Annotated in this window: 18 protein-coding genes and 2 pseudogenes; 7 read left to right on the forward strand and 13 right to left on the reverse strand. The window is 72.1% G+C overall.

Going from position 1 to position 26,262, the window contains the following annotated elements; genetic code table 11:
- Positions 1–241 precede the first annotated feature (241 nt).
- On the forward strand, positions 242–2,077 hold the full coding sequence (locus tag ABZ478_RS01095) for a glycoside hydrolase family 3 protein (protein ID WP_359544408.1): 1,836 nt from the start codon (positions 242–244) through the stop codon (positions 2,075–2,077).
- Between the two features lie 153 nt (positions 2,078–2,230).
- On the opposite strand, the pseudogene ABZ478_RS01100 reads toward ABZ478_RS01095, so the two are convergent.
- The 4 genes and pseudogenes from ABZ478_RS01100 to ABZ478_RS01115 all read right to left on the reverse strand — a co-directional run.
- Positions 2,231–2,734 (reverse strand): annotated as a pseudogene (locus tag ABZ478_RS01100) (MFS transporter); the annotation flags it as partial.
- 9 nt (positions 2,735–2,743) lie between these two features.
- Entirely contained in the window at positions 2,744–3,544 is an 801-nt protein-coding gene (locus ABZ478_RS01105) for a sugar phosphate isomerase/epimerase family protein (RefSeq protein ID WP_359544409.1), read from the reverse strand.
- A gap of 16 nt (positions 3,545–3,560) precedes the next feature.
- Positions 3,561–4,028: pseudogene (locus tag ABZ478_RS01110) on the reverse strand (GNAT family N-acetyltransferase); the annotation flags it as partial.
- A gap of 319 nt (positions 4,029–4,347) precedes the next feature.
- Positions 4,348–5,400, reverse strand: a complete 1,053-nt coding sequence (locus tag ABZ478_RS01115) for a LacI family DNA-binding transcriptional regulator (protein ID WP_359544410.1) — start codon at positions 5,398–5,400, stop codon at positions 4,348–4,350.
- Positions 5,401–5,678: 278 nt separating this feature from the next.
- Between ABZ478_RS01115 and ABZ478_RS01120 the strand changes: the two genes are divergently transcribed.
- Genes ABZ478_RS01120 through ABZ478_RS01130 form a run of 3 tightly spaced genes read left to right on the forward strand, consistent with a single transcriptional unit; the run spans position 5,679 to position 8,826 of the window.
- Positions 5,679–6,830, forward strand: a complete 1,152-nt coding sequence (locus ABZ478_RS01120; protein ID WP_359544411.1) for a Gfo/Idh/MocA family oxidoreductase — start codon at positions 5,679–5,681, stop codon at positions 6,828–6,830.
- Positions 6,827–7,978, forward strand: a complete 1,152-nt coding sequence (locus tag ABZ478_RS01125; protein ID WP_359544412.1) for a dihydrodipicolinate synthase family protein — start codon at positions 6,827–6,829, stop codon at positions 7,976–7,978. The genes ABZ478_RS01120 and ABZ478_RS01125 overlap by 4 nt, the downstream gene beginning before the upstream one ends.
- 47 nt (positions 7,979–8,025) lie before the next feature.
- Positions 8,026–8,826: a sugar phosphate isomerase/epimerase family protein gene (locus ABZ478_RS01130; RefSeq protein WP_359544982.1), complete on the forward strand. Its 801-nt coding sequence runs from the start codon at positions 8,026–8,028 to the stop codon at positions 8,824–8,826.
- A gap of 200 nt (positions 8,827–9,026) precedes the next feature.
- On the opposite strand, the gene rbsD is transcribed toward ABZ478_RS01130, so the two are convergent.
- The 5 genes from rbsD to ABZ478_RS01155 form a co-directional block, all read right to left on the reverse strand.
- Positions 9,027–9,416 carry a D-ribose pyranase gene (gene rbsD / locus ABZ478_RS01135; RefSeq protein WP_359544413.1) on the reverse strand — a complete coding sequence of 130 codons (390 nt, stop codon included), beginning with the start codon at positions 9,414–9,416 and terminating at the stop codon, positions 9,027–9,029.
- Entirely contained in the window at positions 9,413–10,336 is a 924-nt protein-coding gene (locus ABZ478_RS01140) for a ribokinase (protein WP_359544414.1), read from the reverse strand. Before ABZ478_RS01140 ends, rbsD begins: the two co-directional genes overlap by 4 nt.
- 67 nt (positions 10,337–10,403) lie before the next feature.
- Positions 10,404–12,353, reverse strand: a complete 1,950-nt coding sequence (locus ABZ478_RS01145; protein WP_359544415.1) for a substrate-binding domain-containing protein — start codon at positions 12,351–12,353, stop codon at positions 10,404–10,406.
- The gene (locus ABZ478_RS01150; RefSeq protein ID WP_359544416.1) at positions 12,343–13,863 is read right to left on the reverse strand and encodes a sugar ABC transporter ATP-binding protein; all 1,521 of its coding nucleotides are present in this window, start codon (positions 13,861–13,863) and stop codon (positions 12,343–12,345) included. Before ABZ478_RS01150 ends, ABZ478_RS01145 begins: the two co-directional genes overlap by 11 nt.
- Positions 13,860–14,888, reverse strand: a complete 1,029-nt coding sequence (locus ABZ478_RS01155; protein WP_359544417.1) for a LacI family DNA-binding transcriptional regulator — start codon at positions 14,886–14,888, stop codon at positions 13,860–13,862. Before ABZ478_RS01155 ends, ABZ478_RS01150 begins: the two co-directional genes overlap by 4 nt.
- A gap of 148 nt (positions 14,889–15,036) precedes the next feature.
- On the opposite strand from ABZ478_RS01155, the gene ABZ478_RS01160 reads away from it, so the two are divergent.
- Positions 15,037–17,292 carry an ATP-dependent RecD-like DNA helicase gene (locus tag ABZ478_RS01160; RefSeq protein ID WP_359544418.1) on the forward strand — a complete coding sequence of 752 codons (2,256 nt, stop codon included), beginning with the start codon at positions 15,037–15,039 and terminating at the stop codon, positions 17,290–17,292.
- 239 nt (positions 17,293–17,531) lie between these two features.
- Positions 17,532–18,821 carry a citrate synthase gene (locus ABZ478_RS01165; RefSeq protein ID WP_199210623.1) on the forward strand — a complete coding sequence of 430 codons (1,290 nt, stop codon included), beginning with the start codon at positions 17,532–17,534 and terminating at the stop codon, positions 18,819–18,821.
- Positions 18,822–19,450: 629 nt separating this feature from the next.
- Here ABZ478_RS01165 and ABZ478_RS01170 read toward each other — a convergent pair.
- The 4 genes from ABZ478_RS01170 to ABZ478_RS01185 form a co-directional block, all read right to left on the reverse strand.
- On the reverse strand, positions 19,451–21,754 hold the full coding sequence (locus ABZ478_RS01170) for a heavy metal translocating P-type ATPase (protein ID WP_359544419.1): 2,304 nt from the start codon (positions 21,752–21,754) through the stop codon (positions 19,451–19,453).
- An 87-nt stretch (positions 21,755–21,841) separates the two neighbouring features.
- Positions 21,842–22,081 (reverse strand): heavy-metal-associated domain-containing protein, encoded by a 240-nt coding sequence (locus tag ABZ478_RS01175; RefSeq protein WP_359544420.1) that lies wholly within the window; start codon positions 22,079–22,081, stop codon positions 21,842–21,844.
- Between the two features lie 75 nt (positions 22,082–22,156).
- Positions 22,157–23,104 carry a PrsW family glutamic-type intramembrane protease gene (locus ABZ478_RS01180; RefSeq protein WP_359544421.1) on the reverse strand — a complete coding sequence of 316 codons (948 nt, stop codon included), beginning with the start codon at positions 23,102–23,104 and terminating at the stop codon, positions 22,157–22,159.
- A gap of 87 nt (positions 23,105–23,191) precedes the next feature.
- Positions 23,192–23,830 carry a TetR family transcriptional regulator gene (locus ABZ478_RS01185; RefSeq protein WP_359544422.1) on the reverse strand — a complete coding sequence of 213 codons (639 nt, stop codon included), beginning with the start codon at positions 23,828–23,830 and terminating at the stop codon, positions 23,192–23,194.
- 160 nt (positions 23,831–23,990) lie between these two features.
- Here ABZ478_RS01185 and ABZ478_RS01190 point away from each other — a divergent pair, with 160 nt between their 5' ends.
- Positions 23,991–26,222, forward strand: coding sequence for an MMPL family transporter (locus ABZ478_RS01190; protein WP_359544423.1), 2,232 nt, complete (start codon positions 23,991–23,993; stop codon positions 26,220–26,222).
- Positions 26,223–26,262: the final 40 nt, after the last annotated feature.

A 26,262-nucleotide genomic window follows, 5' to 3' on the forward strand; every position in this document is an offset into this window, starting at 1 on the left:
CCGTCCAACGCTCAGGCCGCCGAACGAGCCCGCGGTGCGGTGCCGGCCCCGGACGCGAGGCCGGCGCACCCTCTCCGCCGCACCGGGCCGGGCGGCCGCCGCCGTCGGCGCGCCCCCCTCCCGAGCGCCGGCGGCGGCTCATCGCGGCTTCCTGTGCGTTCCCTTGACGGAAAGAAACTTCCCGGATATTGGTGGCTCCTTGGAAGTTTCCTTCAGCGGTTCTCCTCCGGAAGGAGCACGCGTGCACGACAGCAGCACGGGAAGCACGGGAAACACCCCGCGGCCGTCCAGACGGACCGTTCTCGCCGCCACCGCGGGCATCACGGCCGCGCTGACCGTACCGGCCACCGCCCACGCCGCCGCCTCCGGCGACACCAGGCTGCGCGCCCTCATCTCCCGCATGTCGCTGGAGGAGAAGGTCGGCCAGCTCTTCGTGATGCGGGTCTACGGCCACTCCGCCACCGCCCCCGACCAGGCCGACATCGACGCCAACCTCGCGGAGATCGGGGTCCGCACGGCCGCCGAGCTGATCGCGAAGTACCGGGTCGGCGGCATCATCTACTTCACCTGGGCCCACAACACCCGGGACCCGCACCAGATCGCCGACCTGTCCAACGGCATCCAGAAGGCCTCCCTGGGACAGCCCCGCGGCCTGCCGGTGCTCATCGCCACCGACCAGGAGCACGGCATCGTCTGCCGGGTGGGGCAGCCGGCCACACTGTTCCCCGGCGCGATGGCGATCGGCGCGGGCGGCCGCCCCGCCGACGCCCACACCCTCGGCCGCGTCTCCGGCGCCGAACTGCGCGCCCTGGGCATCAACCAGGACTACAGCCCCGACGCCGACGTGAACGTCAACCCGGCCAACCCGGTCATCGGCGTACGGTCCTTCGGGGCCGACCCGGAGGCGGTGGCCCGGCTGGTGGCCGCCGAGGTGAAGGGCTATCAGGCCTCCGCGGTCGCGGCGACCGCCAAGCACTTCCCCGGCCACGGGGACACCGCCGTCGACAGCCACACCGGCTTCCCGGTCATCACGCACAGCCGGGAGCTGTGGGAGAGGCTGGACGCGGTGCCCTTCCGGGCGGCGATCGCGGCGGGCATCGACTCGATCATGACCGCGCACCTGCAGTTCCCGGCCCTCGACGACGCCGGCGACCCGGCCACCCTCTCCCACCCCATCCTCACCGGCATCCTGCGCGGTGAACTCGGCTACGACGGCGTCGTGGTCACCGACTCGCTCGGCATGGAGGGCGTGCGCACCAAGTACGGCGACGACCGGGTGCCGGTGCTCGCCCTGAAGGCCGGTGTCGACCAGCTCCTCAACCCGCCGTCGCTGGACGTCGCGTGGCACGCGGTGCTCAAGGCCGTCCAGGACGGCGAGCTGACCGAGGCCCGCCTGGACGAATCGATCCTGCGCATCCTGCGGCTGAAGGACCGGCTCGGACTCCTCGACCGGCCGCCCTACGTCACCGGGGCCGGCGTCGACCGCACGGTGGGCACCAAGGCCCATCTGGCCGCCGCCGACCGGATCGCCGAGCGCACCACGACCCTGCTCGTCAACGAGGACCGCGTCCTCCCGCTCGACCACCGCGACCGGCCCGGGGTCCTCGTCGTCGGCGCCGACCCGGCCTCCCCGTCCGGCACCACCGGACCGCCCACCACGGTCCTGGCGGCCGCCCTCACCGAACTCGGCTTCACCGCCACCGCCCTGTCCACCGGCACCGCGCCCTCCGCGACGGTCATCGGCAAGGCGGTGACGGCCGCGCGGGACGCCGACGCGGTGGTCGTGGCCACGTACAACGTGACGTCGGGCAGCAGCCAGCGGACCCTGGTGGAGCAGTTGCTCGCCACCGGGAAACCGGTGGTGGCCGTCGCCGTCCGGAACCCCTACGACGTCGCCCAGCTCCCCGCCGTCAAGGGATTCCTGGCGACCTACTCCTGGACCGACGTCGAACTGCGCGCCGCCGCACGGGTGATCGCCGGCCGGGTGGCACCGCACGGCAGGCTCCCGGTGCCGGTGCAGCGGGCGGACGATCCGGCGCGGGAGCTGTACCCCCTGGGGTACGGGCTGACGTACTAGACGTCCGCCGCGCACCGGACGCGAACGCCCGCCCGTGAAGGGCGGAAGGCGCCCCGCGTGTCCGGCGTGGCCCGAGTCCGGGGCCACGCCGGACGGGGGCGCCCGGGGGAGCAGGCCGCCCCCGGGTGGCGCCGGGCGGCCGCCGTGCCGCTCTCAGGGCGCCTCCGGAACGGGAAGCTCCCCGGCCCCTTCCCGCAGTTCGGGGGTCGCCGCCGCGACCGCCGCCACCGCGAGGACGCACATCAGGCCGCCGCTGACCAGAGCCGTCGCCCCGGAACTGAAGCCCGCGAGCAGACCGCCGCGCACATTGCCGAGGCTGGGGCCCGCCTGGCCGACGATCTGCTCGGCCGCCGTGACCCGGCCCAGCAGCGCGTCCGGGGTGCGGGTCTGCACGATCGTGGAGCGGGAGACGACCGCGGTGGCGTCCGCCGCCCCCGCCAGGGTGAGCAGGGCGAGGCCGGCCCAGGGGCTGCTCGACAGCCCGAACAGGACCAGCGCCACGCCCCAGGTGCCGGAGGCGCACAGCATCACCGCGCCCGGCCTGCCGAGCCGGGTCAGCGAGCCGGACAGGGCCGTCGCCGTGACGCCGCCCACCGCGAGGGCCGACAGGAACAGGCCGAGGGTGCGCGGGTCGTCGCCGAACCGCTCGGCGTTGACCCGGTACGGCTAGGCCGCCTCGCCGAGCAGGCGTACGAGGTGGTCGCGGCCGGCGGTCAGGAGGTCGGGGAGCGGGGTGGCGGACTCGTGCCAGCGCTTCTCGTACTCCCAGCACAGCCAGCCGTCCCAGCCGTTGCGGCACAGCACGTCCACGCACTCGGTGAGCGGCAGGACGCCCGCACCGAGCGGCAGCGGGGAGCTGTCCTCGGCCGAGGCGATGTCCTTGACCTGGACGTATCCCAGGTGCGGGGCGAGCGCCGCATAGCTGTCGGCGGGCTGTTCGCCGCCCAGCCAGGTGTGCATCACGTCCCACAGCGCGCCCACCTGTCGGTGCCCGACGGGGCCCAGCACGCGGATCACGTCGGCGCCGGTGCGGTGCGAGTCGTGGGTCTCCAGCAGGATCCGGACGCCGAGCGCGGCGGCGTCCTCGGCGGCGGCACCGAGCCGCCGGGCGGCGAGGGCGTCGGACTCCTCGCGGGGCCGGTCCGGATCGGCGCCGGGGAAGACCCGGACGAACGGGGCGCCCAGATCGTGGGCGAGTTGCAGGAGCAGTCGGATGTCGTCGAGAACGGGGGCGTCGTCGCCGGGAGCGGCGACGCGCGTGTATCCGGCAAGGCCGAGCAGTTCGATTCCGGCCGCTTTGAACAGTGCGGCCGCATCCGCCCGCTCGGCGGGAGACAGACCCGGGTGCACGGGCTCCTCGGGATGGGCGCGCAGTTCCACACCGTGGTAACCGTGCGCGGTCGCGAGCGCCAGGACATCGGGGATGGGCAGGCCGGGGACACCGAGAGTGGAGAACGCCAGCTTCATGCTCGGACCCTACTCGTCAGGTGCCCGATCCGCGGAGATCCAACCGCCAGTCCTGGCCGACCAGATCCTTGCCAAAGGAACGGTGCGGCTTCTCGGCGACGAGCACGAAGCCGTGCCGCCGGTACAGACGCCGGGCCCCGCCGAGCACGTCGTTGGTCCACAGCACCAGGTCCCGGTAGCCGGCCTCGCGCGCGAAACCGACGACGGCGCGCACCAGCCGGTCGCCGATCCCGTGCCCGCGCGCGGAGGGCTCGACGAGCAGCAGCCGCAGCCGCGCGGTGGCCGGAGCCGAATCCCGCACACACATCACGCACCCCACCGCCCGGCCGTCCAGCTCGGCGATCCACACCCGCTCCAGACGCGGGTCGTGGTCCTCGGCGAAGTCGGCGACGATCCGCGCCACCAGCCCCTCGTACTCGGCGTTCCAGCCGTACTCGGCCGCGTACAGAGCACCGTTGCGCTGCACGATCCAGCCGAGATCACCGGCCACCGGCGCACGCAGCGAAGCACTAGAACCCATGCCACCGAGCCTAGGCCCACAACCCAACGCCGCCGAGCCCAAGAGGGGCACAGGGAACCGCGCGCCCAGCAACCCACTGGCCCCCCAAAAAAAGACATCCGCCCACCCCAAAGGGGCGCGGGGAACTGCGCGAACAACCCCCACGAACCCGCACCCGCCCAAGGACCCAAGCCCCCGAGCTACTGGGCGCCCACAAGTCACTCGCTCACACAAGAAGGGGCGCGGGGAACTGCGCGAACAACCCCCACCGACCCGCACCCGCCCAGACTCCGGCGAACCCGAGCTACTGGGCGCCCCGCGGAACCCCGGAGGACCCCCGCACCATCAACTCCCCCCGCACCGAGGCGATCCCCCCGGGCGGAGCCTCCTCGCGGCCCATGGCGATACGCCCCGCCCGGGCGCCCGCCTCGGACAGCGGCAGCCGCACCGTCGTCAGCGACGGCACCGCGTCGATGCTGAACGGCAGGTCGTCGAAGCCGGCCACCGAGACGTCCTCGGGGATGCGCAGCCCGGACTCGCGCAGCGCGGCACACGCGCCCAGCGCGACGGAGTCGTTCGCGGCGACGATCGCCGTCAGGGACGGGTCCCGGCGCAGCAGCTCCAGCGTGGCCTCGTGACCGGACCGGCGGTCGTAGCGGCCGTACACCGTCCACCGCGGGTCCTCCTCGACGCCGGCCGCTTCGAGTGCCGCCCGGTGCCCCTCCAGCCGGTGCCGGGTGGTGGTGCGCTCCTCGGGGCCCGCGATGTAGCCGAGCCGCCGGTGGCCGAGGCCGATGAGGTGGTCCGTCAGGGCGCGGGCGCCGCCGCGGTTGTCGAAGGTCAGCGCGATGGCCTCGGTGTCCGGCGCGGGCGGCCGCCCGCACAGCACCACCCGGGTGCCCGCCTCGGCCAGCTTGCGCAGCTTGGCCGAGACCGCCGCCGCGTGCGGCTCGTTCTCCACGGCCCCGCCGGTCAGCACCACCGCCGCGGCCCGCTGCCGCTGCAGCAGGGTGAGGTACGTCAGCTCCCGCTCCGGCGAGCCACCGGTGTTGCACACGACCGCCAGCCGCTCACCGCCCGCCCGGCCGCCCGGCCCCCCGATCTCGGCCTGTATCGCGCTCGCCATGATCCCGAAGAACGGGTCCGCGATGTCGTTGACGAGGATGCCCACGAGGTCGGAGGTGGCCGCCGCGAGCGCGCTGGCCGGGCCGTTGAGGACGTAGTCCAGTTCGTCGACCGCCCGCAGCACCCGCTCCCGGGTGGACGCGGCCACCGGGTAGTTGCCGTTCAGTACGCGCGAAACCGTCGCGGGGGAGACCTGTGCGCGGGCCGCCACGTCCGCCAGGGTCACCGTCATCTCGTCGTCCTCCGGTCGCGCAAGGGGTCGCGCATTGGTGCTCGTACGTCCTCGTAGACAGGCCGGGCACGGTCACGGTTCCGTCCGTGCCGAGCAGACCATAAGGCCAACCAGGCTGTTTGTTCGCCCCCTCGAACAACTCGAAGAGGACACGGTCTTGTCCGGAGCCCCGTGCAGAGGCTAGCTTCTCATCGTAGAAAGCGCTTGCTGCACTTGCTGATGATGACGACGCCGGCGCCGCCGATCAAGGCTCTCCCGGCGTTACGAAGGGGACTCACGTGACACGCAAGACGGTGCGTATCGCCATGAACGGCGTGACCGGACGCATGGGCTACCGCCAGCACCTCGTCCGGTCGATCCTCGCCCTGCGCGAGCAGGGCGGCCTCGACCTCGGCGACGGCACCGTGCTGTGGCCCGAGCCGATCCTGCTCGGCCGCCGCGAGCACGCCCTCCGGGAGATCGCCGACCGGCACGGCCTGGAGCACGTCTCCACCGACCTGGACGCGGTGCTCGCCGACCCGAGTGTCGACATCTACTTCGACTCCCAGGTCACCTCCGCCCGCGAGGAGGCCATCAGGAAGGCGATCGCGGCGGGCAAGCACGTCTACACCGAGAAGCCCACCGCCACCGGACTCGACGGCGCCCTCGAACTCGCCCGGCTGGCCCGGGAGAAGGGCGTCAGGCACGGCGTCGTCCAGGACAAGATCTTCCTGCCCGGACTGCTCAAGCTGAAGCGGCTCGTCGACGGCGGCTTCTTCGGCCGGATCCTGTCCGTCCGGGGCGAGTTCGGCTACTGGGTCTTCGAGGGCGACTGGCAGGAGGCCCAGCGCCCCTCCTGGAACTACCGCGCCGAGGACGGCGGTGGCATCGTCGTCGACATGTTCCCGCACTGGGAGTACGTCCTGCACGAGCTGTTCGGCCGGGTGACCTCCGTCCAGGCCCTGGCCACCACCCATGTCCCGCAGCGCTGGGACGAGAACGGCAAGCCCTACGACGCGACGGCGGACGACGCCGCGTACGGCGTCTTCGAGCTCGAGGGCGGCGCGATCGCCCAGATCAACTCCTCCTGGGCGGTGCGCGTCAACCGCGACGAACTGGTCGAGTTCCAGGTCGACGGCACCGAGGGCTCCGCGGTCGCGGGCCTGCGCAGGTGCCGTGTCCAGCACCGCTCGGCCACCCCCAAGCCGGTCTGGAACCCGGACATCCCCGCCACCGAGGTCTTCCGCGACCAGTGGCAGGAGGTCCCGGACAACCAGGAGTTCGACAACGGCTTCAAGGCCCAGTGGGAGCTGTTCCTCAAGCACGTGCACGCCGGCACCCCGTACCACTGGGACCTGCTGGCCGGCGCCCGTGGCGTCCAGCTCGCCGAGCTGGGCCTCAAGTCCTCGGCCGAGGGCCGCCGCCTCGAGGTCCCGGAGATCTCGCTGTGACCATCCGACTCCCGGACGCGGACGGGGGCCTGCGGACGTACGAGCCCAGGACCGAACCGCTCGCCGTCACCTCCGGCACCCCCTTCACCTCCCGTACGGTCTTCTCGGCGGCGCACGTCGTGGCCGACCCGTTCGCCGACGCCACCCCCGACTCGCCCGCCGCCGTCGACTGGGACGCCACCCTCGCCTTCCGCTGCCACCTGTGGTCCCACGGGCTCGGCGTCGCCGAGGCGATGGACACCGCCCAGCGCGGCATGGGCCTGGACTGGGCGGGCGCGGCCGAGCTGATCCGCCGCTCCGCCGCCGAGGCGAAGGCGGTGGGCGGCCGTATCGCCTGCGGCGTCGGCACCGACCAGATCACCGGCGGCACCCTCGCCGCCATCCGCGCCGCGTACGAGGAGCAGCTCGCGGTCGTCGAGGAGGCGGGCGCGCAGGCGATCCTGATGGCGTCCAGGGCGCTCGCGTCCGCCGCGCGCGGCCCCGAGGACTACCTGGAGATCTACGGCCACCTCCTGCGCCAGGCCACCGAGCCGGTGGTCCTGCACTGGCTCGGCCCGATGTTCGACCCGGCGCTGGAGGGCTACTGGGGCTCGTCCGACCTGGACGCGGCCACCGAGACCTTCCTGGAGGTCGTCGCCGCCCACCCCGACAGGATCGACGGCATCAAGGTCTCCCTCCTCGACGCCGGGCGCGAGGTCGAGCTGCGCCGCCGGCTCCCGCGGGGCGTCCGCTGCTACACCGGCGACGACTTCCACTACCCCGAGCTGATCGCGGGCGACGACCAGGGCTTCAGCCATGCCCTGCTCGGCATCTTCGACCCGCTCGGCCCGCTGGCCGCCGAGGCGGTACGGGTCCTCGACACGGGCGACACGGCCGGCTTCCGCGCCCTGCTCGATCCGACCGTGGCCCTGTCCCGGCACCTCTTCCAGGCCCCGACCCGCTTCTACAAGACCGGAGTCGTGTTCCTGGCCTGGCTGGCCGGCCACCAGAGCCACTTCACGATGGTCGGCGGCCTGCAGTCGGCCCGCTCCCTGCCCCACTTCGCCCGCGCCTACGAACTCGCCGACGGCCTGGGCCTGTTCCCCGACCCGAAGCAGGCGGAGGAGCGCATGAGGAACCTGCTGTCGCTGTACGGGGTGAACCAGTGAGCACCGATCCCGCACGCACCGATCTCGCCCGCTTCTCCATCAACCAGATGACGGTGAGGCAGCTCTCCCTGCCCGAACTGGTCGACGCCTGCGTACGGTTGGGCGTGCCGGGCGTGGGCCTCTGGCGCGAACCCGTCCAGTCGTACGGCGTGGAGGCGACCGCCGAACTGGTGCGGGACGCGGGTCTGACGGTCACGACCCTGTGCCGGGGCGGCTTCCTCACTGCGACCGGACCGGGCGAGCGGGCGGCGGCCCTGGCCGACAACCGCCTCGCGATCGACGAGGCCGCCACCCTCGGCACGGACACCCTGGTCCTCGTCTCCGGCGGTCTGCCGTCCGGCTCGAAGGACCTGCGGGCGGCCCGCGAGCGCATCGCGGACGCCCTCGCGGAACTCGGGCCGTACGCCGAGGAGCACGGCGTACGCCTCGCCATCGAACCGCTGCACCCCATGTACGCGTCCGACCGCTGCGTGGTCTCCACCCTCGCCCAGGCCCTGGACCTCGCCGAGCGCTTCCCCGCGCACCAGGTGGGCGTGACCGTGGACACCTACCACCTGTGGTGGGACGACCGGGCGCCCGAACAGATCGCCCGCGCGGGCGCGGGCGGCCGCATCCACACCTTCCAGCTCGCCGACTGGACCACCCCGCTCCCCGAGGGCGTCCTCAACGGCCGCGGGCAGATCGGCGACGGCTCGATCGACATGCGGGAGTGGAAGGGGTACGTGGAGGCGGCCGGCTACACCGGACCCATCGAGGTCGAGCTGTTCAACGAGGGACTGTGGGCCCGGGACGGCCGCGAAGTGCTGGCCGAGACGGCGGAGCGGTTCGCCGCCCATGTGATCCGGTAAAGAAATTCCGGATCCCGTACAACCCTCCTTCCGCATCCCGTGTCGAACCGGTCGTCTGGAACTCCTGGGGAGGGACCCGGGGGGGTATCGAGGGGTTCCGGCACGGAGGGGAAAGCCGAGGGGGTGCGCCCGGTCGACGGACCGGGCGCACCCCCTCGAAACGTCCGGGCGCCGCCGCCCGGGGCTTCGGAAGGCGGGGTTCAGAAGAACACCCCGCACCGAAGCAGCACGTTCGCGTACGGCCGCGCCTCCCCCGTGCGCACCACCAGCCGGGCCCCCGCCGACAGCTCCTTCAGCCGCTCGTGCGGCACCAGCGCCAGCTCCGGGAAGTGGCCGTCCAGCAGCGCGCCCGCCGCCGGATTGGCGTCCCGCACCTCCTCGGCGGCCGTGGCCCCCTCCACCACCAGTTCGGCCAGCAGCCCGTCCAGGACCTCCGCGAACGAGGGCACACCCGCGCGGAAGGCGAGGTCCACCACGCGCGGTCCGTTCGGTATCGGCATGCCCGCGTCGCACACCAGCACCCCGTCACCGTGCCCCAGCGCGGCCAGCGCACCGGCCAGATGACGATTGAGAATGCCCGCCCGCTTCACCGGTCACCGCCCCGCTCACCGAGTGCCTCGGCCTCCGCCGCCGTCGGATACGACTCCTGCGCACCGCGCCGCGTCACCGCCGCCGCGCCCACCAGGGCCGCGTAGGCCGCAGCGTCCGGCAGCGCGGCGCCCGAGCCCAGCTTCCAGGCCAGGGCCGCCGTGAAGGCGTCGCCCGCGCCGGTGGTGTCCACCGCGTCGACCCGCACCGACGGCACCCGGGTGACACCGGAGGAGTCGCACACCAGCGCCCCGGCCGCGCCGAGCGTCACCACCACCGAGCGCGGGCCCCGGGCCAGCAGCAGGGGTGCCCAGTCCGCCGGTTCACCGCTCGCGCCGTCCTCACCGAGGAGCACCCTGGCCTCGTGCTCGTTGACGATCAGCGGATCGCAGGCCGCCAGCACCTCCGCGGGCAGCGCGCGCGGCGGGGACGGGTTCAGCACGAACCGGCTGCCGTCCGCCAGGTTCCGTACGACCTCCACGACCGTCTCCAGCGGGATCTCCAGCTGCGCCGACACCACCCGCGAGGCGCGCAGCAGACCGGTGGCCTCCCGCACGTCCGCCGGGGTGAGCCGGGCGTTGGCCCCGGGCGACACCACGATGCTGTTGTCCCCGGAGGGATCGACGGTGATCAGCGCGACACCGGTCGGCGCCCCGCCCACCAGCACGCCCGCCGTGTCCACCCCGGCCGCCCGCTGCGCGTCCAGCAGCAGCCGGCCGTGCGCGTCGTCGCCGACCCGGGCCAGCAGGGCCGTGCGCGCGCCGAGCCGGGCGGCCGCGACCGCCTGGTTGCCGCCCTTGCCGCCCGGATGGACGGCCAGGTCGCCGCCCAGCACCGTCTCGCCGGCGGCCGGCCGCCGCTCGACCCCGATCACCAGGTCGGCGTTGGCCGAACCCACGACCAGGAGGTCGTAGTCGTACATGGAATTGACTCCCCTGAGAGATGACCGGGGCGGGCGGCCCCGAGGACCGCCCGCCCGCTCGCCGATGTCAGCCGGTGAACCCGGCCACGTTCTCCTTCGTGACCACCTTCACCGGCACCTTGACGGCCGCCCCGACCTTCTTGCCCTGGACCGCCTTCAGCGCGTTGTCGACCGCGATCCGGCCGAGCTGGCTGGGCTGCTGTGCCACGGACGCGTACAGGGTGCCGCCCTCGACCGCCTTCAGTCCGTCCGGGGTGCCGTCGAAGCCGACCACCTGGACCGACCGGCCGGCCTTGGCGCCCAGCGCCTTGATCGCGCCGAGGGCCATCTCGTCGTTGGCGGCGATGACGCCCTGCACGTCGGGGTGCGCCTGCAGCAGGTTCGACATCACGTCGAGCCCCTTGGTGCGGTCGAAGTCGGCCGGCTGCTGGGCCAGGACCTGGATGCCCGGGTAGGACTTCAGCCCCTTGGCGAAGCCCGCCGCCCGCTCACGCGCGGCGGAGGTGCCCGCCTGGCCCTGCAGGATGACGATCTTCCCCTTGCCGCCGAGCTTCTCGGCGACCGTCTTCGCGGCCAGTTCACCGCCGGCCACGTTGTCCGAGGCCACCAGGGCGTTCACGGTCGCCTTGTTGACCCCGCGGTCGACGGCGATGACCGGGATACCGGCCTTGTCCGCGGCCTTCACCGAGTTGCCGGCCGCGTCGGAGTCCACCGGGTTGACGATGATCGCGCCGAGCTTCGAGCTGGTGAAGTTCTGGAGCTGGTTGGCCTGCTGCGAGGCGTCGTTCTGGGCGTCCGTCACCGTCAGGTCCACGCCCAGCTTCTTCGCCTCGGCCTGGGCACCCGACCGGATCTGCACGAAGAACGGGTTGTTGAGGGTGGACAGGGACAGGCCCATCTTCGGGTTCGTGGACGAGGAGGAGCCGTTGTGCAGGAAGGAGGTCGCGCCGACGATCGCCACGGTGACGACCGCCGCGAGCGCGTATGTCCCCGCCTGCCTGCCCTTGCCGCCGGGAGAGGCACCGGCCGCCGCCGGGGCCGCGCCGGCCTTGCGGCGCAGCGTGTCGAAGAGCACGGCCAGCGCGATCACGACGCCGATGACGACCTGCTGCCAGAAGGCGGAGACGTTCAGCAGGTTCAGGCCGTTGCGCAGCACCGCCAGGATCAGCGCGCCGATCAGCGTGCCGGACGCCTTGCCGGTGCCGCCCGCGAGCGAGGCGCCGCCGATCACGACCGCGGCGATCGCGTCCAGCTCGTAGCCGTCGGCGGCCTGGGGCTGCGCGGAGGACAGCCGGGAGGCGAGCACGACACCCGCGACGGCGGCGAACACGCCGGACAGGGCGTAGATGGCGAGCTTCTGCTTCTTCACCCGCAGGCCGGAAAGACGCGCGGCCTCCTCGTTGCCGCCGATCGCGTACATCGAGCGGCCGATGTAGGTCCGGCCGAGCACGAGGGCGGCGATCAGGCCCATCACGATCATCACGAGGACCGGCACCGGCAGCCAGCCGCCGAGCGTGTCACCGAGGTGCGAGACGGAGTCGGGGAAGGGGATCGGGGAGCCGCCGGAGATCACCAGTGACAGACCGCGGGCGACCGACAGCATGGCGAGCGTCGCGATGAACGGCGGGAGCTTGCCGTACGCGATGAGGAAGCCGTTGACGAGTCCGGCGGCGATGCCGGTCACGACGGCCAGCAGCACCGCCACGACGACCGGTACGCCGTGCGACGTGGCGGTCCAGGCGAGGACGGTGGCCGAAAGGGCCGCCACCGAGCCGACCGACAGGTCGATGCCCGCCGAGACGATGACGAAGGTGACGCCGAAGGCGAGGACGGCGGTCACGGCCGCCTGGACGCCTACGTTGAGCAGGTTGTCGGTGGTCAGGAAGTCGCCCGACAGCGCCGACATGGCGATGACGAGGACGATCAGCGCGGTCAGCGCGCCGTTCTCCAGGAGCAGACGGCGTACCGCCGTGGCGCCACCGGCGCCCGTCGTGCTCTTGAGCGTGTCAGTGGCCACGAGCGGCCTCCTTGTCGGTCGTGGGGTTGCTGACGGCGAGTGCCATCACGGAGTCCTGGGTGGCCTCGTCGGCGGACAGTTCGCCCGCGACCCGGCCCTGGGCCATCACCAGCACCCGGTCGCTCATGCCGAGCACCTCGGGCAGATCGCTGGAGATCATGAGTACGGCGGCGCCGGCCGCGGTGAGTTCGTTGATGAGCTGGTAGATCTCGACCTTGGCGCCGACGTCGATGCCGCGCGTCGGCTCGTCGAGGATCAGCACCTTGGTGTCCGCCAGCAGCCACTTGCCGATGACGACCTTCTGCTGGTTGCCGCCGGACAGGGTCCGCACGTGCTGGCCGAGTCCGGCCATCCGCACGCCGAGCTGCCCGGCGATCCTCGCGGCGGCCTCGCGCTGGCCCTTGAGGTCGACGAGCCCCGCGCGCGTGGCGGCGCGCATGGTCACCAGGCCGAGGTTCTCCTCGACCGACTGGTCGAGCACCAGCCCCTGGCCCTTGCGGTCCTCGGGGATCAGTCCGACGCCGGCCGCCATGGCGGCGTTGACGTCGTGTCCCCTCAGCGCCGTGCCGGCGACCTTCACGGCCCCCTTGTCGTACCGGTCCGCCCCGAACACCGCCCGGACGACCTCGGTACGGCCGGCGCCGACCAGCCCGGCGATGCCGACCACCTCACCGGCGTGCACCTCGAAGCTGACGTCGTGGAAGACGCCGTCGCGGGTCAGGCCCTCGACGCTGAGCAGCGCGCCGCCCCGGTCGGCCCGTTGGCGCGGGTACTGCTGCTCGATGGCGCGGCCCACCATGAGCCGGACGAGTTCGGCCTCCGGTGTGGCGGCCGGGACCTGCCCGACGCTCCTGCCGTCCCGGATGACGGTGACCCGGTCGCCCAGGGCGGCGATCTCCTCCAGGTGGTGGGTGATGAACACGATCCCGACGCCGTCCTCGCGCAACTGGCGCACGATGCGGAAGAGCTTGTCGACCTCCTCGGAGGTGAGCACGGCGGTCGGCTCGTCCATGATCAGTACGCGCGCGTCCAGGCTGAGCGCCTTGGCGATCTCGACCATCTGCAGACGCGCGATGCCGAGTTCGCGCACCCGCGCGCGGGGGGACACGTTCACGCCGACCCGCTTCAGCAGGACCTCGGCGTCGGCCTCCATCCGGTTCCGGTCGATCAGCCCGAACCGGCGCGGCTGCCGGCCGAGAAAGATGTTCTCGGCGACCGTCAGGTCGGGAACGAGGTTGAACTCCTGGTAGATGGTGGCGATCCCGAGGCGTTCGGAGTCCTGCGCACCGTGGATGCGCACCTCCTCGCCGCCGACGAGGATCCGCCCGGCGTCGGGGGTGTAGGCACCGGAGAGCATCTTGATCAGCGTGCTCTTGCCCGCGCCGTTCTCACCGAGCAGCACATGGACCTCGCCCCGGCGCAGGTCGAAGTCGACGGCGTCCAGCGCCACCACGCCGGGGAAGGTCTTCCGGATGCCCTCGATGCGCAGCAACTCGTCCTGGTCGCTCACGACTCGCTCCTGTTCGTCACGGGGTTCTCGGCGGGGGGCGCGCCGCACGAGCGGCGCACGACAAGGCGGGCGGGGAGGGTGACGGACTCGCCGGGCCGTCCCTCGATGCGGTCCACCAGGGCCCGTACGGCGGCCCGGCCCAGCTCGCCCGTGGGCTGGGCGATCGCGGTGACCGGCGGATCGGTGTGCACGAACCAGCGGATGTCGTCGAACGCGGCGAGCGCGATGTCGTCCGGGACGCGCAGCCCGCGCGCGCGGATCGCGTCCAGGGCGCCGAGCGCCATCAGGTTGTCCGCGGCGAAGACCGCCTCGGGCGGCTCCGGCAGGTCGAGGAAGCCCTCGGTGACCCGCCGGCCGCTCTCGGCCTGGAAGTCGCCCTGGCCGGTGTAGGCGTCCGGCAGGTCCAGCCCGTACTCGGCCAGGGCGGCCCGGAAGGCCTCGACGCGCTCGCTGCCGGTGGTGGTGGCCGCGGGCCCGGAGATGATCGCGAGCCGCCGGTGGCCGAGCCGGTACAGGTGCGCGACGAGGTCCCGAACGGCGCGCCGCCCGTCGGCCCGCACCACGGGCACCTCGACGCCCGGGATCCACCGGTCGACGAAGACCATCGGCGTCCCCGCGCGCGCGGCGTCCAGCATCAGCGGGGAGCCGCCGTCGGTGGGGGAGACCAGCAGGCCGTCTATGCGGCGGTCCAGCAGGGTCCGCACATGGTGGTCCTGGAGATCCGGCCGCTCGTCGGCGTTGCCGATGATCACGCTGTAGCCGAGCGCGCGGGCCTCCTCCTCGACGGAGCGGGCCAGCTCGGTGAAGTACGGGTTCATGACGTCGCTGATGACCAGGCCGAGGGTGCGGGTCTGGTCGGTGCGCAGGGAACGGGCGACGGCGTTGGGGCGGTAGCCCAGCGCCTCGACGGCGGCCAGCACGCGTGTGCGTGCGTCCGCGCTGACCGACGGGTGCTCGTTCAGGACGCGCGACACCGTGGCGACCGAGACGCCCGCCGCGGCGGCGACGTCCTTGATGCTCGCCATCGCGGGCTCCACCTCCTTGTGGAACTCATGGAATCGATTACATCGACATGCACGAAGGATTGGAATCGATTACACGCGTGCAAATCAACCCCTCGACGGGTTCCTGAGACCGGATCGTGATGTCAGACCCGGCCGGTACCTTCGGGTCATGGCTCAACAGGCGGGGAACCCCACGGGCGAGCGGCGGCTCGCCGTGCTCGAAGGCGTGCTGGAGCGGATCACCTACGCCAACGAGGAGAACGGCTACACCGTCGCCCGCGTCGACACCGGCCGGGGCGGCGCGGATCTCCTGACGGTGGTCGGCGCGCTGCTCGGCGCCCAGGTCGGGGAGTCCCTCCGGATGGAGGGCCGCTGGGGCTCGCACCCGCAGTACGGCAAGCAGTTCGTCTGCGAGAACTTCACGACCGTCCTGCCCGCCACCGTCCAGGGCATCCGCCGCTACCTGGGATCGGGGCTGGTCAAGGGCATCGGCCCGGTCTTCGCCCACCGCATCACCCAGCACTTCGGCCTGGACACCCTCGCGGTCATCGAGGAGGAGCCGAAGCGGCTGATCGAGGTCCCCGGCCTCGGCCCCAAGCGGACCAAGAAGATCGCCGACGCCTGGGAGGAACAGAAGGCGATCAAGGAGGTCATGCTCTTCCTCCAGACCGTCGAGGTCTCGACCTCCATCGCCGTACGGATCTACAAGAAGTACGGCGACGCGTCCATCTCGGTCGTGAAGAACCAGCCCTACCGGCTGGCCTCCGACGTCTGGGGCATCGGCTTCCTCACCGCCGACCGGATCGCCCGGTCCGTCGGCATCCCGCACGACAGCCCCGAGCGCGTGAAGGCGGGCCTGCAGTACGCCCTGTCGCAGTCCGCGGACCAGGGCCACTGCTTCCTGCCGGAGGAACGGCTGATCGCGGACGCGGTGAAGCTGCTCCAGGTCGACACCGGCCTGGTCATCGAGTGCCTCGCCGAACTGGCCGGGCCGCCCGAGGAGGGCGAGGACCCGGGCGTCGTCCGGGAGAAGGTGCCCGGCCCGGACGGCGACGCGGAGCCCGTGACCGCCGTCTACCTGGTGCCCTTCCACCGCGCCGAACTCTCCCTGTCGGCCCAGCTGCTGCGGCTGCTGCGCACGCCGGAGGACCGCATGCCCGCCTTCCGGGACGTGGCCTGGGACAAGGCGCTCGGCTGGCTCAGGGGCCGCACCGGCGCCGACCTCGCCCCCGAGCAGGAGGCCGCCGTACGGCTCGCGCTGACCGAGAAGGTCGCCGTGCTCACCGGCGGCCCCGGCTGCGGCAAGTCCTTCACGGTCCGCTCGATCGTGGAGCTGGCCCGCGCCAAGCGCGCCAAGGTGCTGCTCGCCGCGCCCACCGGGCGGGCCGCCAAGCGGCTGGCCGAGCTGACCGGCGCCGAGGCCTCCACGGTCCACCGGCTGCTGGAGCTCAAGCCCGGCGGCGACGCGGCCTACGACCGGGACCGCCCGCTGGACGCCGATCTGGTGGTCGTGGACGAGGCCTCGATGCTGGACCTGCTGCTCGCCAACAAGCTGGTCAAGGCCGTGCCGCCGGGGGCCCACCTGCTCTTCGTCGGCGACGTCGACCAGTTGCCCAGCGTCGGCGCCGGGGAGGTGCTGCGCGATCTGCTCGCCGAGGGCGGCCCGGTGCCGGCGGTGCGGCTCACCCGGGTCTTCCGGCAGGCCCAGCAGTCCGGCGTCGTCACCAACGCGCACCGCATCAACGCCGGGCAGCACCCGCTCACCGACGGGCTGAAGGACTTCTTCCTCTTCGTCGAGGACGACACCGAGGAGGCCGGCCGGCTCACCGTGGACGTGGCCGCCCGCCGGCTCCCGGCCCGGTTCGGCCTGGACCCGCGCCGGGACGTGCAGGTGCTCGCCCCGATGCACCGGGGCCCGGCCGGCGCCGGCACCCTCAACGGGCTGCTCCAGCAGGCCATCACACCGGGCCGGCCCGAGCTGCCGGAGAAGCGGTTCGGTGGCCGGGTCTTCCGTGTCGGCGACAAGGTCACCCAGATCCGCAACAATTACGAGAAGGGGGAGAACGGTGTCTTCAACGGCACCGTGGGCGTGGTCACCTCGCTCGACCCGGTCGACCAGCGTCTGACGGTGCTGACCGACGAGGACGAGGAGGTTCCCTACGACTTCGACGAACTGGACGAACTGGCCCACGCGTACGCGGTGACCATCCACCGGTCGCAGGGCAGCGAGTATCCCGCCGTGGTGATCCCCGTCACCACCGGGGCGTGGATGATGCTCCAGCGGAACCTGCTGTACACGGCGGTGACACGGGCGAAACGGCTGGTGGTACTCGTGGGTTCACGCAAAGCGATCGGACAGGCGGTGCGCACGGTGTCGGCGGGCCGGCGCTGCACGGCTCTGGACTTCCGGCTCCGCGGTTCCTGAGCGCCTCTGACCAGCGGCTCCGACACGCGTCACAAAAAATGATCGATCAAATGAGTCACGAAGGTCACAGAGCACTTCCGGTTACCGGTCGAAGCGGGCAGGATGAGCAGGTTGGCGGCACTGAGTGCCGCCGATGGGCCCAATGGTCGACCCCGAGTGCACTCTCCTGAGCCAAATGGGGGATGGTAGAGACAGTCAGGGCACCTCGAAGATGAGGCACTACGTCGGTGAGGGAAGACGTGAGCGACAACTCTGTAGTACTGCGGTACGGCGACGGCGAGTACACCTACCCGGTGGTCGACAGCACCGTCGGTGACAAGGGCTTCGACATCGGGAAGCTCCGCGCCCAGACCGGTCTGGTGACTCTGGACAGCGGTTACGGCAACACGGCCGCCTATAAATCCGCCATCACCTACCTCGACGGTGAGGCGGGCATCCTCCGGTACCGCGGCTACCCGATCGAGCAGCTGGCCGAGCGCTCCACCTTCCTGGAGGTGGCCTACCTGCTGATCAACGGTGAGCTGCCGACCGTCGACGAGCTGACCACGTTCAAGGGCGACATCACGCGGCACACCCTGCTGCACGAGGACGTCAAGAACTTCTACAAGGGCTTCCCGCGCGACGCCCACCCGATGGCCATGCTGTCCTCGGTCGTCTCGGCGCTGTCCACCTTCTACCAGGACAGCCACAACCCGTTCGACGAGAAGCAGCGCAACCTCTCCACGATCCGCCTGCTCGCGAAGCTCCCGACCATCGCGGCGTACGCGTACAAGAAGTCGATCGGCCACCCGTTCGTCTACCCGCGCAACGACCTCGGCTACGTCGAGAACTTCCTCCGCATGACCTTCTCGGTCCCCGCGCAGGAGTACGAGCTCGACCCGGTCGTCGTCTCCGCGCTCGACAAGCTGCTGATCCTGCACGCTGACCACGAGCAGAACTGTTCGACGTCCACGGTCCGCCTGGTCGGCTCGTCGCAGGCGAACATGTTCGCGTCGATCTCGGCCGGCATCAACGCCCTGTGGGGCCCGCTGCACGGCGGCGCCAACCAGTCCGTCCTGGAGATGCTCGAGGGCATCCAGGCCAACGGCGGCGACGTCGACTCCTTCATCCGCAAGGTGAAGAACAAGGAGGACGGCGTCCGCCTGATGGGCTTCGGCCACCGGGTCTACAAGTCCTTCGACCCGCGCGCGAAGATCATCAAGGCCGCCGCGCACGACGTGCTGTCCGCCCTCGGCAAGTCCGACGAGCTGCTGGACATCGCGCTCAAGCTGGAGGAGCACGCGCTCTCCGACGACTACTTCGTCTCGCGCAACCTCTACCCGAACGTCGACTTCTACACCGGTCTGATCTACCGGGCCATGGGCTTCCCGACCGAGATGTTCACGGTCCTGTTCGCCCTCGGCCGTCTGCCGGGCTGGATCGCCCAGTGGCACGAGATGATCAAGGAGCCGGGCTCCCGCATCGGCCGCCCGCGCCAGATCTACACGGGCGTGGTGGAGCGCGACTTCGTGCCGGTCGAGGAGCGCTGAGCACCTGCCGGTCGAGGGGCGCCGATCCGGTGCCCCGCCCGCCGCACAGGGCCTGCCGTCAAGGGCGGGCCCTGAGCCGACGGTGATGAGCGAAAAGCGGAAGGCGCCCTGACGCCGGTCCCCCCACGGGCCGACGACCAGGGCGCCTTCCCATGTCCCGGTGCGGATTCCCCCCACGGGATCCGGCCGGGCGCTCGGAGAGGACAGCGCCTGAATTCGCTGTCTGAACACCACGGGCAGAACCCGTCGTGCTCCAGTGACGCGGTGCGATCTGCCGGGACAACGCACGCTGGGAGGGCCGCTCAAAGCTTCCCGGTGTACGTGCCCCGGCAACGCATCTCTGAGGAAGTCCCCCAAGACATCCCCAGATGCCAGTCAGCGCCCCCCAAGACGCTGGACTGACATCGCCAACTTAGACCTTCGAACCCCTTCGATGGTTACGTTCGCGTCACTGTGATCTGCGTCTCTTGCATTTGTCCTTTAGGTGCGCAAGAGCCCCGATACGACGATCGGGACCCAAGCGTAAGGAAGATGCGCGAGCCTTGTGAAGAGCTTATGTGAGGCTCGCGCCCGACTCCAGGGGGACTGCCACTTCAACTGCGGCTAACCGCCGGTAACCCTGTGCGAGTTCAGTGGAAGCCGCGCAGCCGCAGGCTGTTGGTCACCACGAACACCGAGGAGAACGCCATCGCGGCGCCCGCGATCATCGGGTTCAGCAGTCCCGCGGCGGCCAGCGGCAGCGCGGCCACGTTGTAGCCGAAGGCCCACACCAGGTTGCCCTTGATGGTGGTGAGGGTGCGCCGGGAGAGCCGGATCGCGTCCGCGGCCACCCGCAGGTCGCCGCGGACCAGGGTCAGGTCGCCGGCCTCGATCGCCGCGTCCGTGCCGGTTCCCATCGCCAGCCCCAGATCGGCGGTGGCGAGGGCGGCCGCGTCGTTGACGCCGTCGCCGACCATGGCCACGGTCCGGCCCTCGCTCCGCAGCCGCCGTACGACGGCCACCTTGTCCTCGGGGAGCACCTCGGCGATCACCTCGTCGATGCCGACCGTACGGGCGACCGACTCGGCGACCGTCCGGTTGTCCCCGGTGAGCAGCACCGGCGTGAGTCCGAGCGCGCGCAGCTCGCGCACCGCCTCCGCGCTGGTCTCCTTCACCGCGTCGGCGACGGCGAGCACCCCGCGGGCCCGCCCGTCCCAGCCGACGGTGACGGCGGTGCGCCCGTCCCGCTCGGCCGCCTCCCGGGCGTGTGCCAGCTCCTCGGGCAGCTCGTCGTAGAGCCGCCCCACGGACACCTCACGGCCCGCCACACGTCCGCGTACGCCCCGGCCTGGGACGTTCTCGAAGTGCTCCACGGCCGGCAGGCCCCACCCGTCGCCCGCCACCGCCCCTGCCGGAGAGCGCTGCGCGATCGCCCCGTGCAGGCGTTCCTCGGCGCCCGCGGCGATCGCCCGGGCGACGGGGTGCTCGGAGGCGTGCTCCAGAGCGCCCGCGAGCCGCAGCAGCTCCTTCTCGTCCTCCCCGTCGGCGGCGTACACCTCCTGAAGGGTCATCCGTCCGGTGGTGACCGTCCCGGTCTTGTCCAGGACGACCGTGTCGACGCGGCGCGTGGACTCCAGCACCTCCGGGCCCTTGATCAGGATGCCGAGCTGGGCGCCCCGGCCGGTGCCGACCATCAGCGCGGTCGGGGTGGCGAGGCCCAGCGCGCAGGGGCAGGCGATGATCAGGACGGCGACGGCGGCGGTGAACGCGGCGACGGTGTCGCCGGTGACACCCAGCCAGGCGCCGAAGGTGCCGAGCGCGATGAGGATGACCACCGGGACGAACACGGCGGAGATCCGGTCGGCGAGCCGCTGCACCTCGGCCTTGCCGTTCTGCGCGTCCTCCACCAGCTTCGCCATCCGGGCGAGCTGGGTGTCGGCGCCGACCCGGGTCGCCTCGACCACCAGCCGGCCGCCGGCGTTGACGGTGGCGCCGGTGACCCGGTCGCCGGGCCCGACGTCCACCGGCACCGACTCGCCGGTCAGCATGGACGCGTCCACCGCGGAGACGCCCTCGGCGACCGTGCCGTCGGTGGCGATCTTCTCGCCGGGCCGGACGACGAACCGGTCGCCGACGGCCAGGGAGGCCACCGGGATCCGCACCTCGCGCCCGTCACGCAGTAGCGCCACGTCCTTGGCGCCCAGCTCCATCAGCGCCTTCAGGGCGGCCCCGGCGCGCCGCTTGGAGCGGGCCTCCAGATAGCGCCCGAGCAGGATCAGCGTCACGACTCCGGAGGCGACCTCCAGATAGATGGTGGATGCGCCGTCCATGCGGGAGATGGTGAACCGGAACTCGTCGTGCATGCCGGGCATGCCCGCGTCGCCGAAGAAGAGGGCCCACAGCGACCAGCCGAAGGCGGCCAGGGTGCCGACCGAGACGAGCGTGTCCATGGTCGCGGCGCCGTGCCGGAGGTTGGTCCAGGCGGCCCGGTGGAACGGAGCTCCGCCCCAGACCACGACCGGTGCGGCGAGGGTGAGCGAGAGCCACTGCCAGTTGTCGAACTGCAGGGCGGGGACCATCGCGAGCAGGACGACCGGGGCGGCGAGCAGCGCGGAGACCAGCAGGCGGTGCCGCAGGGCGCCGAGTTCCGGGTCCTGGCCGGCGCCCCGGGGGGTCTCGGCGGCCGCGGGTTCGGGCTCCGGGGGCGGGGGTTCCTCGGCGGTGTAGCCGGTCTTCACCACGGTCGCGATCAGGTCGGCGACCTGGACGTCCCCGGCGTAGCTGACCTTCGCCTTCTCGGTCGCGTAGTTCACGGAGGCGCTCACGCCGTCCATGCGGTTGAGCTTCTTCTCCACCCGCGCGGCGCAGGAGGCGCAGGTCATCCCGCCGATGAGCAGCTCGACCTCCGAGGTGTCGCCTATCGCGCTCGCCGGCTGGGCGGTGGTGCTGGTCATGTCCGGACTCCAGACATCGGACCGGGCCGTACGGATCCAGTATCAGCTGGTCGGAACGGCCCGGTCGGGGAAGGGAGAGGGTTTTTCTCAGGCCCGGCCGGCGAGCTCGAAGCCGGCCTCGTCCACGGCGGCGCGGACGGCCTCGTCGTCGAGCGGGGCCACGGAGACGACGGTCACCTCGCCGGTGGACGCGACGGCCTTCACCGAGCTGACACCCGGGATCCCGGAGATCTCGCCGGAGACGGATCCCTCGCAGTGGCCGCAGCTCATGCCGGTCACCTTGTAGACGGTGGTGACGGAGCCCGAAGTGTCGGTCTGGGCGGTCATGTCGTTACTCCTCGTCGAGGCAGGTGGGGCCAGTGGGGCTCGCGGTGGAACTCCCATGTTCACCACACTATACCCCTAGGGGGTATTTCTCCAAGCATCTCCGGGGGCCAGCGACCACACCCAGGCGACGCCGAGCAGGGCGACGAGTACCAGGCCGCCCGCCGAGAGCAACGTGAACAGGTGCTCCTGTCCCGCGCCGGTCCGCGGGAGGTACGGCTGCCCGAACGGCCCCGGGACGGCTTCGGTGCCGTACACCCGTGTCACCAGCCGGCCGGCGACGCCGCGCGTGGCGTCCCACGCAGCGTGCAGCACGCAGACGCCGAGCCAGGTGCCGGCCACCGGCGCGGCGAGGCGGAAGCGCCCGTTCGGGCGGCGCTGGGACAGCAGCGCGGCGCCCGCGATCGCGGTCCACAGTCCGTGCCCGAGCGGGGCGAGCAGCTCGCGCGGGAACTCCGTCTCCAGCACCACCCGCAGATCGGCGGCGTCGGAGAGGAGCACCGCGTCGAAGGCGTAGGCGCAGCTCTCCAACGCCGCGAAACCGAGGCCGACGGCCGCGCCGAGCACCAGCCCGGCCCGCGCCCCGCGCAGGCCCGGCTGCCGGCGCAGCGCGAAGGCCAGTGCGCCGAGCTTGGCCGCCTCCTCGGCCAGGGCGACACAGGTGAACCGCCCCAGGGAGGGGTGGAGCAGATGGGACTCCATCAGCACGGCGCCGGGCACCCCGAGCGCGCCGCCGGCCAGGAAGCAGCCGAGGACCGCGCTGACGCCCAGGTCCCGGCCGTGCCGCTCGTACGCCCACAGTACGAAGACGACGGGGATCAGGAAGCCGCCGAGCAGGACGAGGGCGGGCAGCGGCGCGACGTCGCGTGTCGTGTACGTAGCCACCGCGGTCAGCGCCCACAGGGCGAGGCCCCCCTTGAGGCAGCGCCGCCACAAGCCCGCGCCGATGCGGGGGAACGGCGGTGGCGGCTGCTGCGGGCCGGGGATGCGGGCCCGGGGCCTGCCGGGCGGCGGGGAGTGGGTCACGTGGGTCCCCCTCGGACTGCTGCGGGGCGATTTATCCGCACCCTAAGCAGGTGCGCCTTCTGCCGCAGTCCGGGTGACCCTGTGGGGTCAGGCGCGGCCGAGCCGGTCGCCCACCAGAGGTTCGAGGTAGCGGACGAGCACGTTCTTGACCTCCTGCACGTAGGCGGTGCGCTCGGCTCCCTCGTGGGCCAGGACCAGCTCGAGTCCGGCCTTGTAGATGCCGAGGCAGACGTGTGCCGTGCGGGTGAGGTCGGCCGGCGGGGCCTCGGGCAGCAGCGAGGCGAGCAGGCCCTCGACGCGGCCGATCAGGGTCGCGTGCAGCTGGTCGTGCGCCTCCGTGATCCCGCCGGGCAGGTCGGGTCCGTGCATCAGCGCGAAGAACACCGGGTGCTCGGTGTTGAAGGCCATGAACCGGTCGACGGCCGAGCCGATGGCCTCCTCCAGCGGGGTGGCGGGATCGACCGGGGCCAGCGCCTCGCCGTAGGTCTCCCGCATCTCGTGCATCAGGCGGTCGCCCAGCTCGATCGCGATCGCTTCCTTGTTCGGGAAGAACTGGTAGAGCGTGCCCGGCGAGACGCCCGCCTCGCGGGCGATGGCGTTGGTGCTGGCGGCGGTGTAGCCGGTGGTGCAGAAGACCTGGGCGGCGGCCTGGAGGAGCTGGGCGATGCGGCGTTCGCCGCGTGCCTGACGGCGGCGCGGCTGCTCGTTCTCCGAGGTGTCGGACACGCGTTATCCCCAGCCCTTCGAAGGCGATTGACAAACGCGAGTGGTCGCTCGCATTCTTGGGAAACGCGAGCGATCTCTCGTGTTTGCCAGTTTATGGCAATGACCGACCCATGCCGCCTGCCTGCACGGACATGGGTCACGGTGAAGGGGACACCGCACGATGACCGAAGTCAACAAGGCGCCGCGCCCCGGGGACGGACCTCCCCGGCCCGGCGGCTGGACGCGTTTCGTCACCGCCCGCCCGCGCCTGTCGCTGCTGGTGGCCCTGGTGCTGACCGCGCTCGCCGTGCTGGCCGGCAGCGGGGTCGCGGACCATCTGGGCAGCGGCGGCTGGGAGGATCCGGCCGCCGAGTCGACGTACGCCACCAAGGCGCTGGAGCGCGAGTTCCCCGACTCCCAGCCCAATCTGCTGCTCCTGGTGGACGCCGGCCGCGCCTCCGTCGACGCCCCGGCGGTCGCTGCCAAGGCCCGCGGCCTGGCCGAGCGGCTGGCCGCGGAGCGCGGCGTGACCGGCGTCGGCTCCTACTGGCAGGCCGGCCCCTCGGCGGCGCCCGGCCTGCGTGCCAAGGACGGCCACGAGGCGCTGATCGCCGCCCGCATCACCGGCGACGAGAACTCCATGGGCCGGACGCTGGACCGCATAGCACCCCACTACCGGGGCGCGCACGGTCCGGTGCGGGTGAAGGTCGGCGGCATCGTCGCCGTCCGGCACGAGATGCAGACCATCATCAAGGAGGACCTCACCCGGGCCGAGATGATCGCCCTGCCGATCACACTGGTGCTCCTGGTGATGGTCTTCGGCAGCGCCGTCGCGGCCCTGCTGCCCCTCGGTATCGGCATCGTGGCGATCCTCGGCACCAACGCGGTGCTGCGCGGCCTGACCACCTTCACCGACGTCTCGGTCTTCGCGCTCAACCTCACCACGGCCCTCGGCCTCGGCCTGGCCATCGACTACGCACTCTTCATCGTCCGCCGCTACCGGGAGGAACTGTCCGGCGGGGCCGACCCGTTGACGGCCGTCGGCACGACCCTGCGCACGGCCGGGCGCACGGTGCTGTTCTCCGCCCTCACCGTCGCGGTGTCCCTGGCCGCCATGATGCTCTTCCCGCAGTACTTCCTGCGGTCCTTCGCCTACGCCGGTATCGCCGTGGTCCTGCTGGCCGCCGCCGCCGCCCTCATCCTGCTCCCGGCAACGCTGGTCCTGCTCGGCCACCGGGTCAACTCCCTCGACCTGCGGCGCCTGTTCCGCCGCGGCCGGGAGAGCGCCGGCTCCGGCACCGAGGCGACGGGCGGCACCGGCTGGACGCGCACCGCCGCGCTGGTGATGCGCCGCGCCCCGCTCTTCGCGATCGGCACCAGCGCCCTCCTCGTCGTCCTCGGACTGCCGTTCCTCGGCGTGAAGTTCGGCACCGCCGACGACCGCCAGCTGCCCTCGGGCGCCGAGTCGCACGTGGTGCAGCAGCACCTCCGCGACGGCTTCCCGGGCACCCCCGGCGGCGGCCTCGAGGTCCTCACCGAGGGCGGCGCCACCAAGGCCCAGTACGCCGACTGGAAACAGCGGGTGGCCGCCCTGCCCGGCGTCGTCCGGGTCGACGGCCCCCTGATCAAGGGCGACACGGGCTACTTCACCGTCCAGCCGAAGGGCGAGGCCGTCGACACCGGGGCCCAGAACCTCGTCGGCGACCTGCGCTCGCTGAAGGCCCCCTTCGACACCGAGGTGACCGGCACCGCCGCCGTCCTGGTCGACTCCAAGCACGCGATAGGCGAACGCCTGCCCTGGGCTGGAGCGTTCATCGCGGTCGTCACCCTGCTGCTGGTCTTCCTGCTCACCGGGAGCGTGCTGATACCCCTGCAGGCCGTGGTGCTCAACGCGCTCAGCCTGACCGCGATGTTCGGCGCGGTGGTCTGGGTCTTCCAGGACGGCCATCTGTCCCGCGCGCTCGGCTTCACCAGCCCCGGCTCCATCGAGACCACCCTGCCCGTCCTGATGTTCTGCGTGGCCTTCGGACTCTCCATGGACTACGGCGTGTTCCTGCTCTCCCGCATCAAGGAGGAGTACGACCGCACCGGCGACCACAACGAGGCGGTCCGCCACGGGCTGCAGCGCACCGGCGGGTTGATCACCGCGGCGGCGGTCATCCTCGCGGTGGTGATGGTCGCCATCGGCACCTCACGGGTGACCAACACCAAGATGCTGGGCCTCGGCATCGCGCTCGCGGTCCTGATGGACGCGATGGTCGTCCGCAGCCTCCTGGTCCCGGCGATCATGCGGCTCACCGGCCGCGCCACCTGGTGGGCCCCCGCCCCGCTGCGCCGCTTCCACCGGCGGTTCGGGCTCAGCGAGGGCGAGGTGCCGGCGCCCGCGCCGGAGAAGGAGACGGCGGGGGTGTGAGCCGACGGCGGGGTGTGGAGCGGCGTCACCGCGTGCGAAG

The sequence above is a fragment of the Streptomyces sp. NPDC005706 genome (assembly GCF_040631045.1).
In the GTDB taxonomy this organism is placed as follows: Bacteria; Actinomycetota; Actinomycetes; order Streptomycetales; family Streptomycetaceae; genus Streptomyces.

Excerpts from the sequence above, each read along its gene's own strand:
- ABZ478_RS01175 (WP_359544420.1), bottom strand. The coding sequence starts at position 22,081 with ATGACCGCCCAGACCGACACTTCGGGCTCCGTCACCACCGTCTACAAG.
- ABZ478_RS01160 (WP_359544418.1), top strand. The coding sequence starts at position 15,037 with ATGGCTCAACAGGCGGGGAACCCCACGGGCGAGCGGCGGCTCGCCGTG.
- ABZ478_RS01190 (WP_359544423.1), top strand. The coding sequence starts at position 23,991 with ATGACCGAAGTCAACAAGGCGCCGCGCCCCGGGGACGGACCTCCCCGG.
- ABZ478_RS01130 (WP_359544982.1), top strand. The coding sequence starts at position 8,026 with ATGACGGTGAGGCAGCTCTCCCTGCCCGAACTGGTCGACGCCTGCGTA.
- ABZ478_RS01115 (WP_359544410.1), bottom strand. The coding sequence starts at position 5,400 with ATGACGGTGACCCTGGCGGACGTGGCGGCCCGCGCACAGGTCTCCCCC.
- ABZ478_RS01140 (WP_359544414.1), bottom strand. The coding sequence starts at position 10,336 with ATGTACGACTACGACCTCCTGGTCGTGGGTTCGGCCAACGCCGACCTG.
- ABZ478_RS01170 (WP_359544419.1), bottom strand. The coding sequence starts at position 21,754 with ATGACCAGCACCACCGCCCAGCCGGCGAGCGCGATAGGCGACACCTCG.
- ABZ478_RS01105 (WP_359544409.1), bottom strand. The coding sequence starts at position 3,544 with ATGAAGCTGGCGTTCTCCACTCTCGGTGTCCCCGGCCTGCCCATCCCC.
- ABZ478_RS01155 (WP_359544417.1), bottom strand. The coding sequence starts at position 14,888 with ATGGCGAGCATCAAGGACGTCGCCGCCGCGGCGGGCGTCTCGGTCGCC.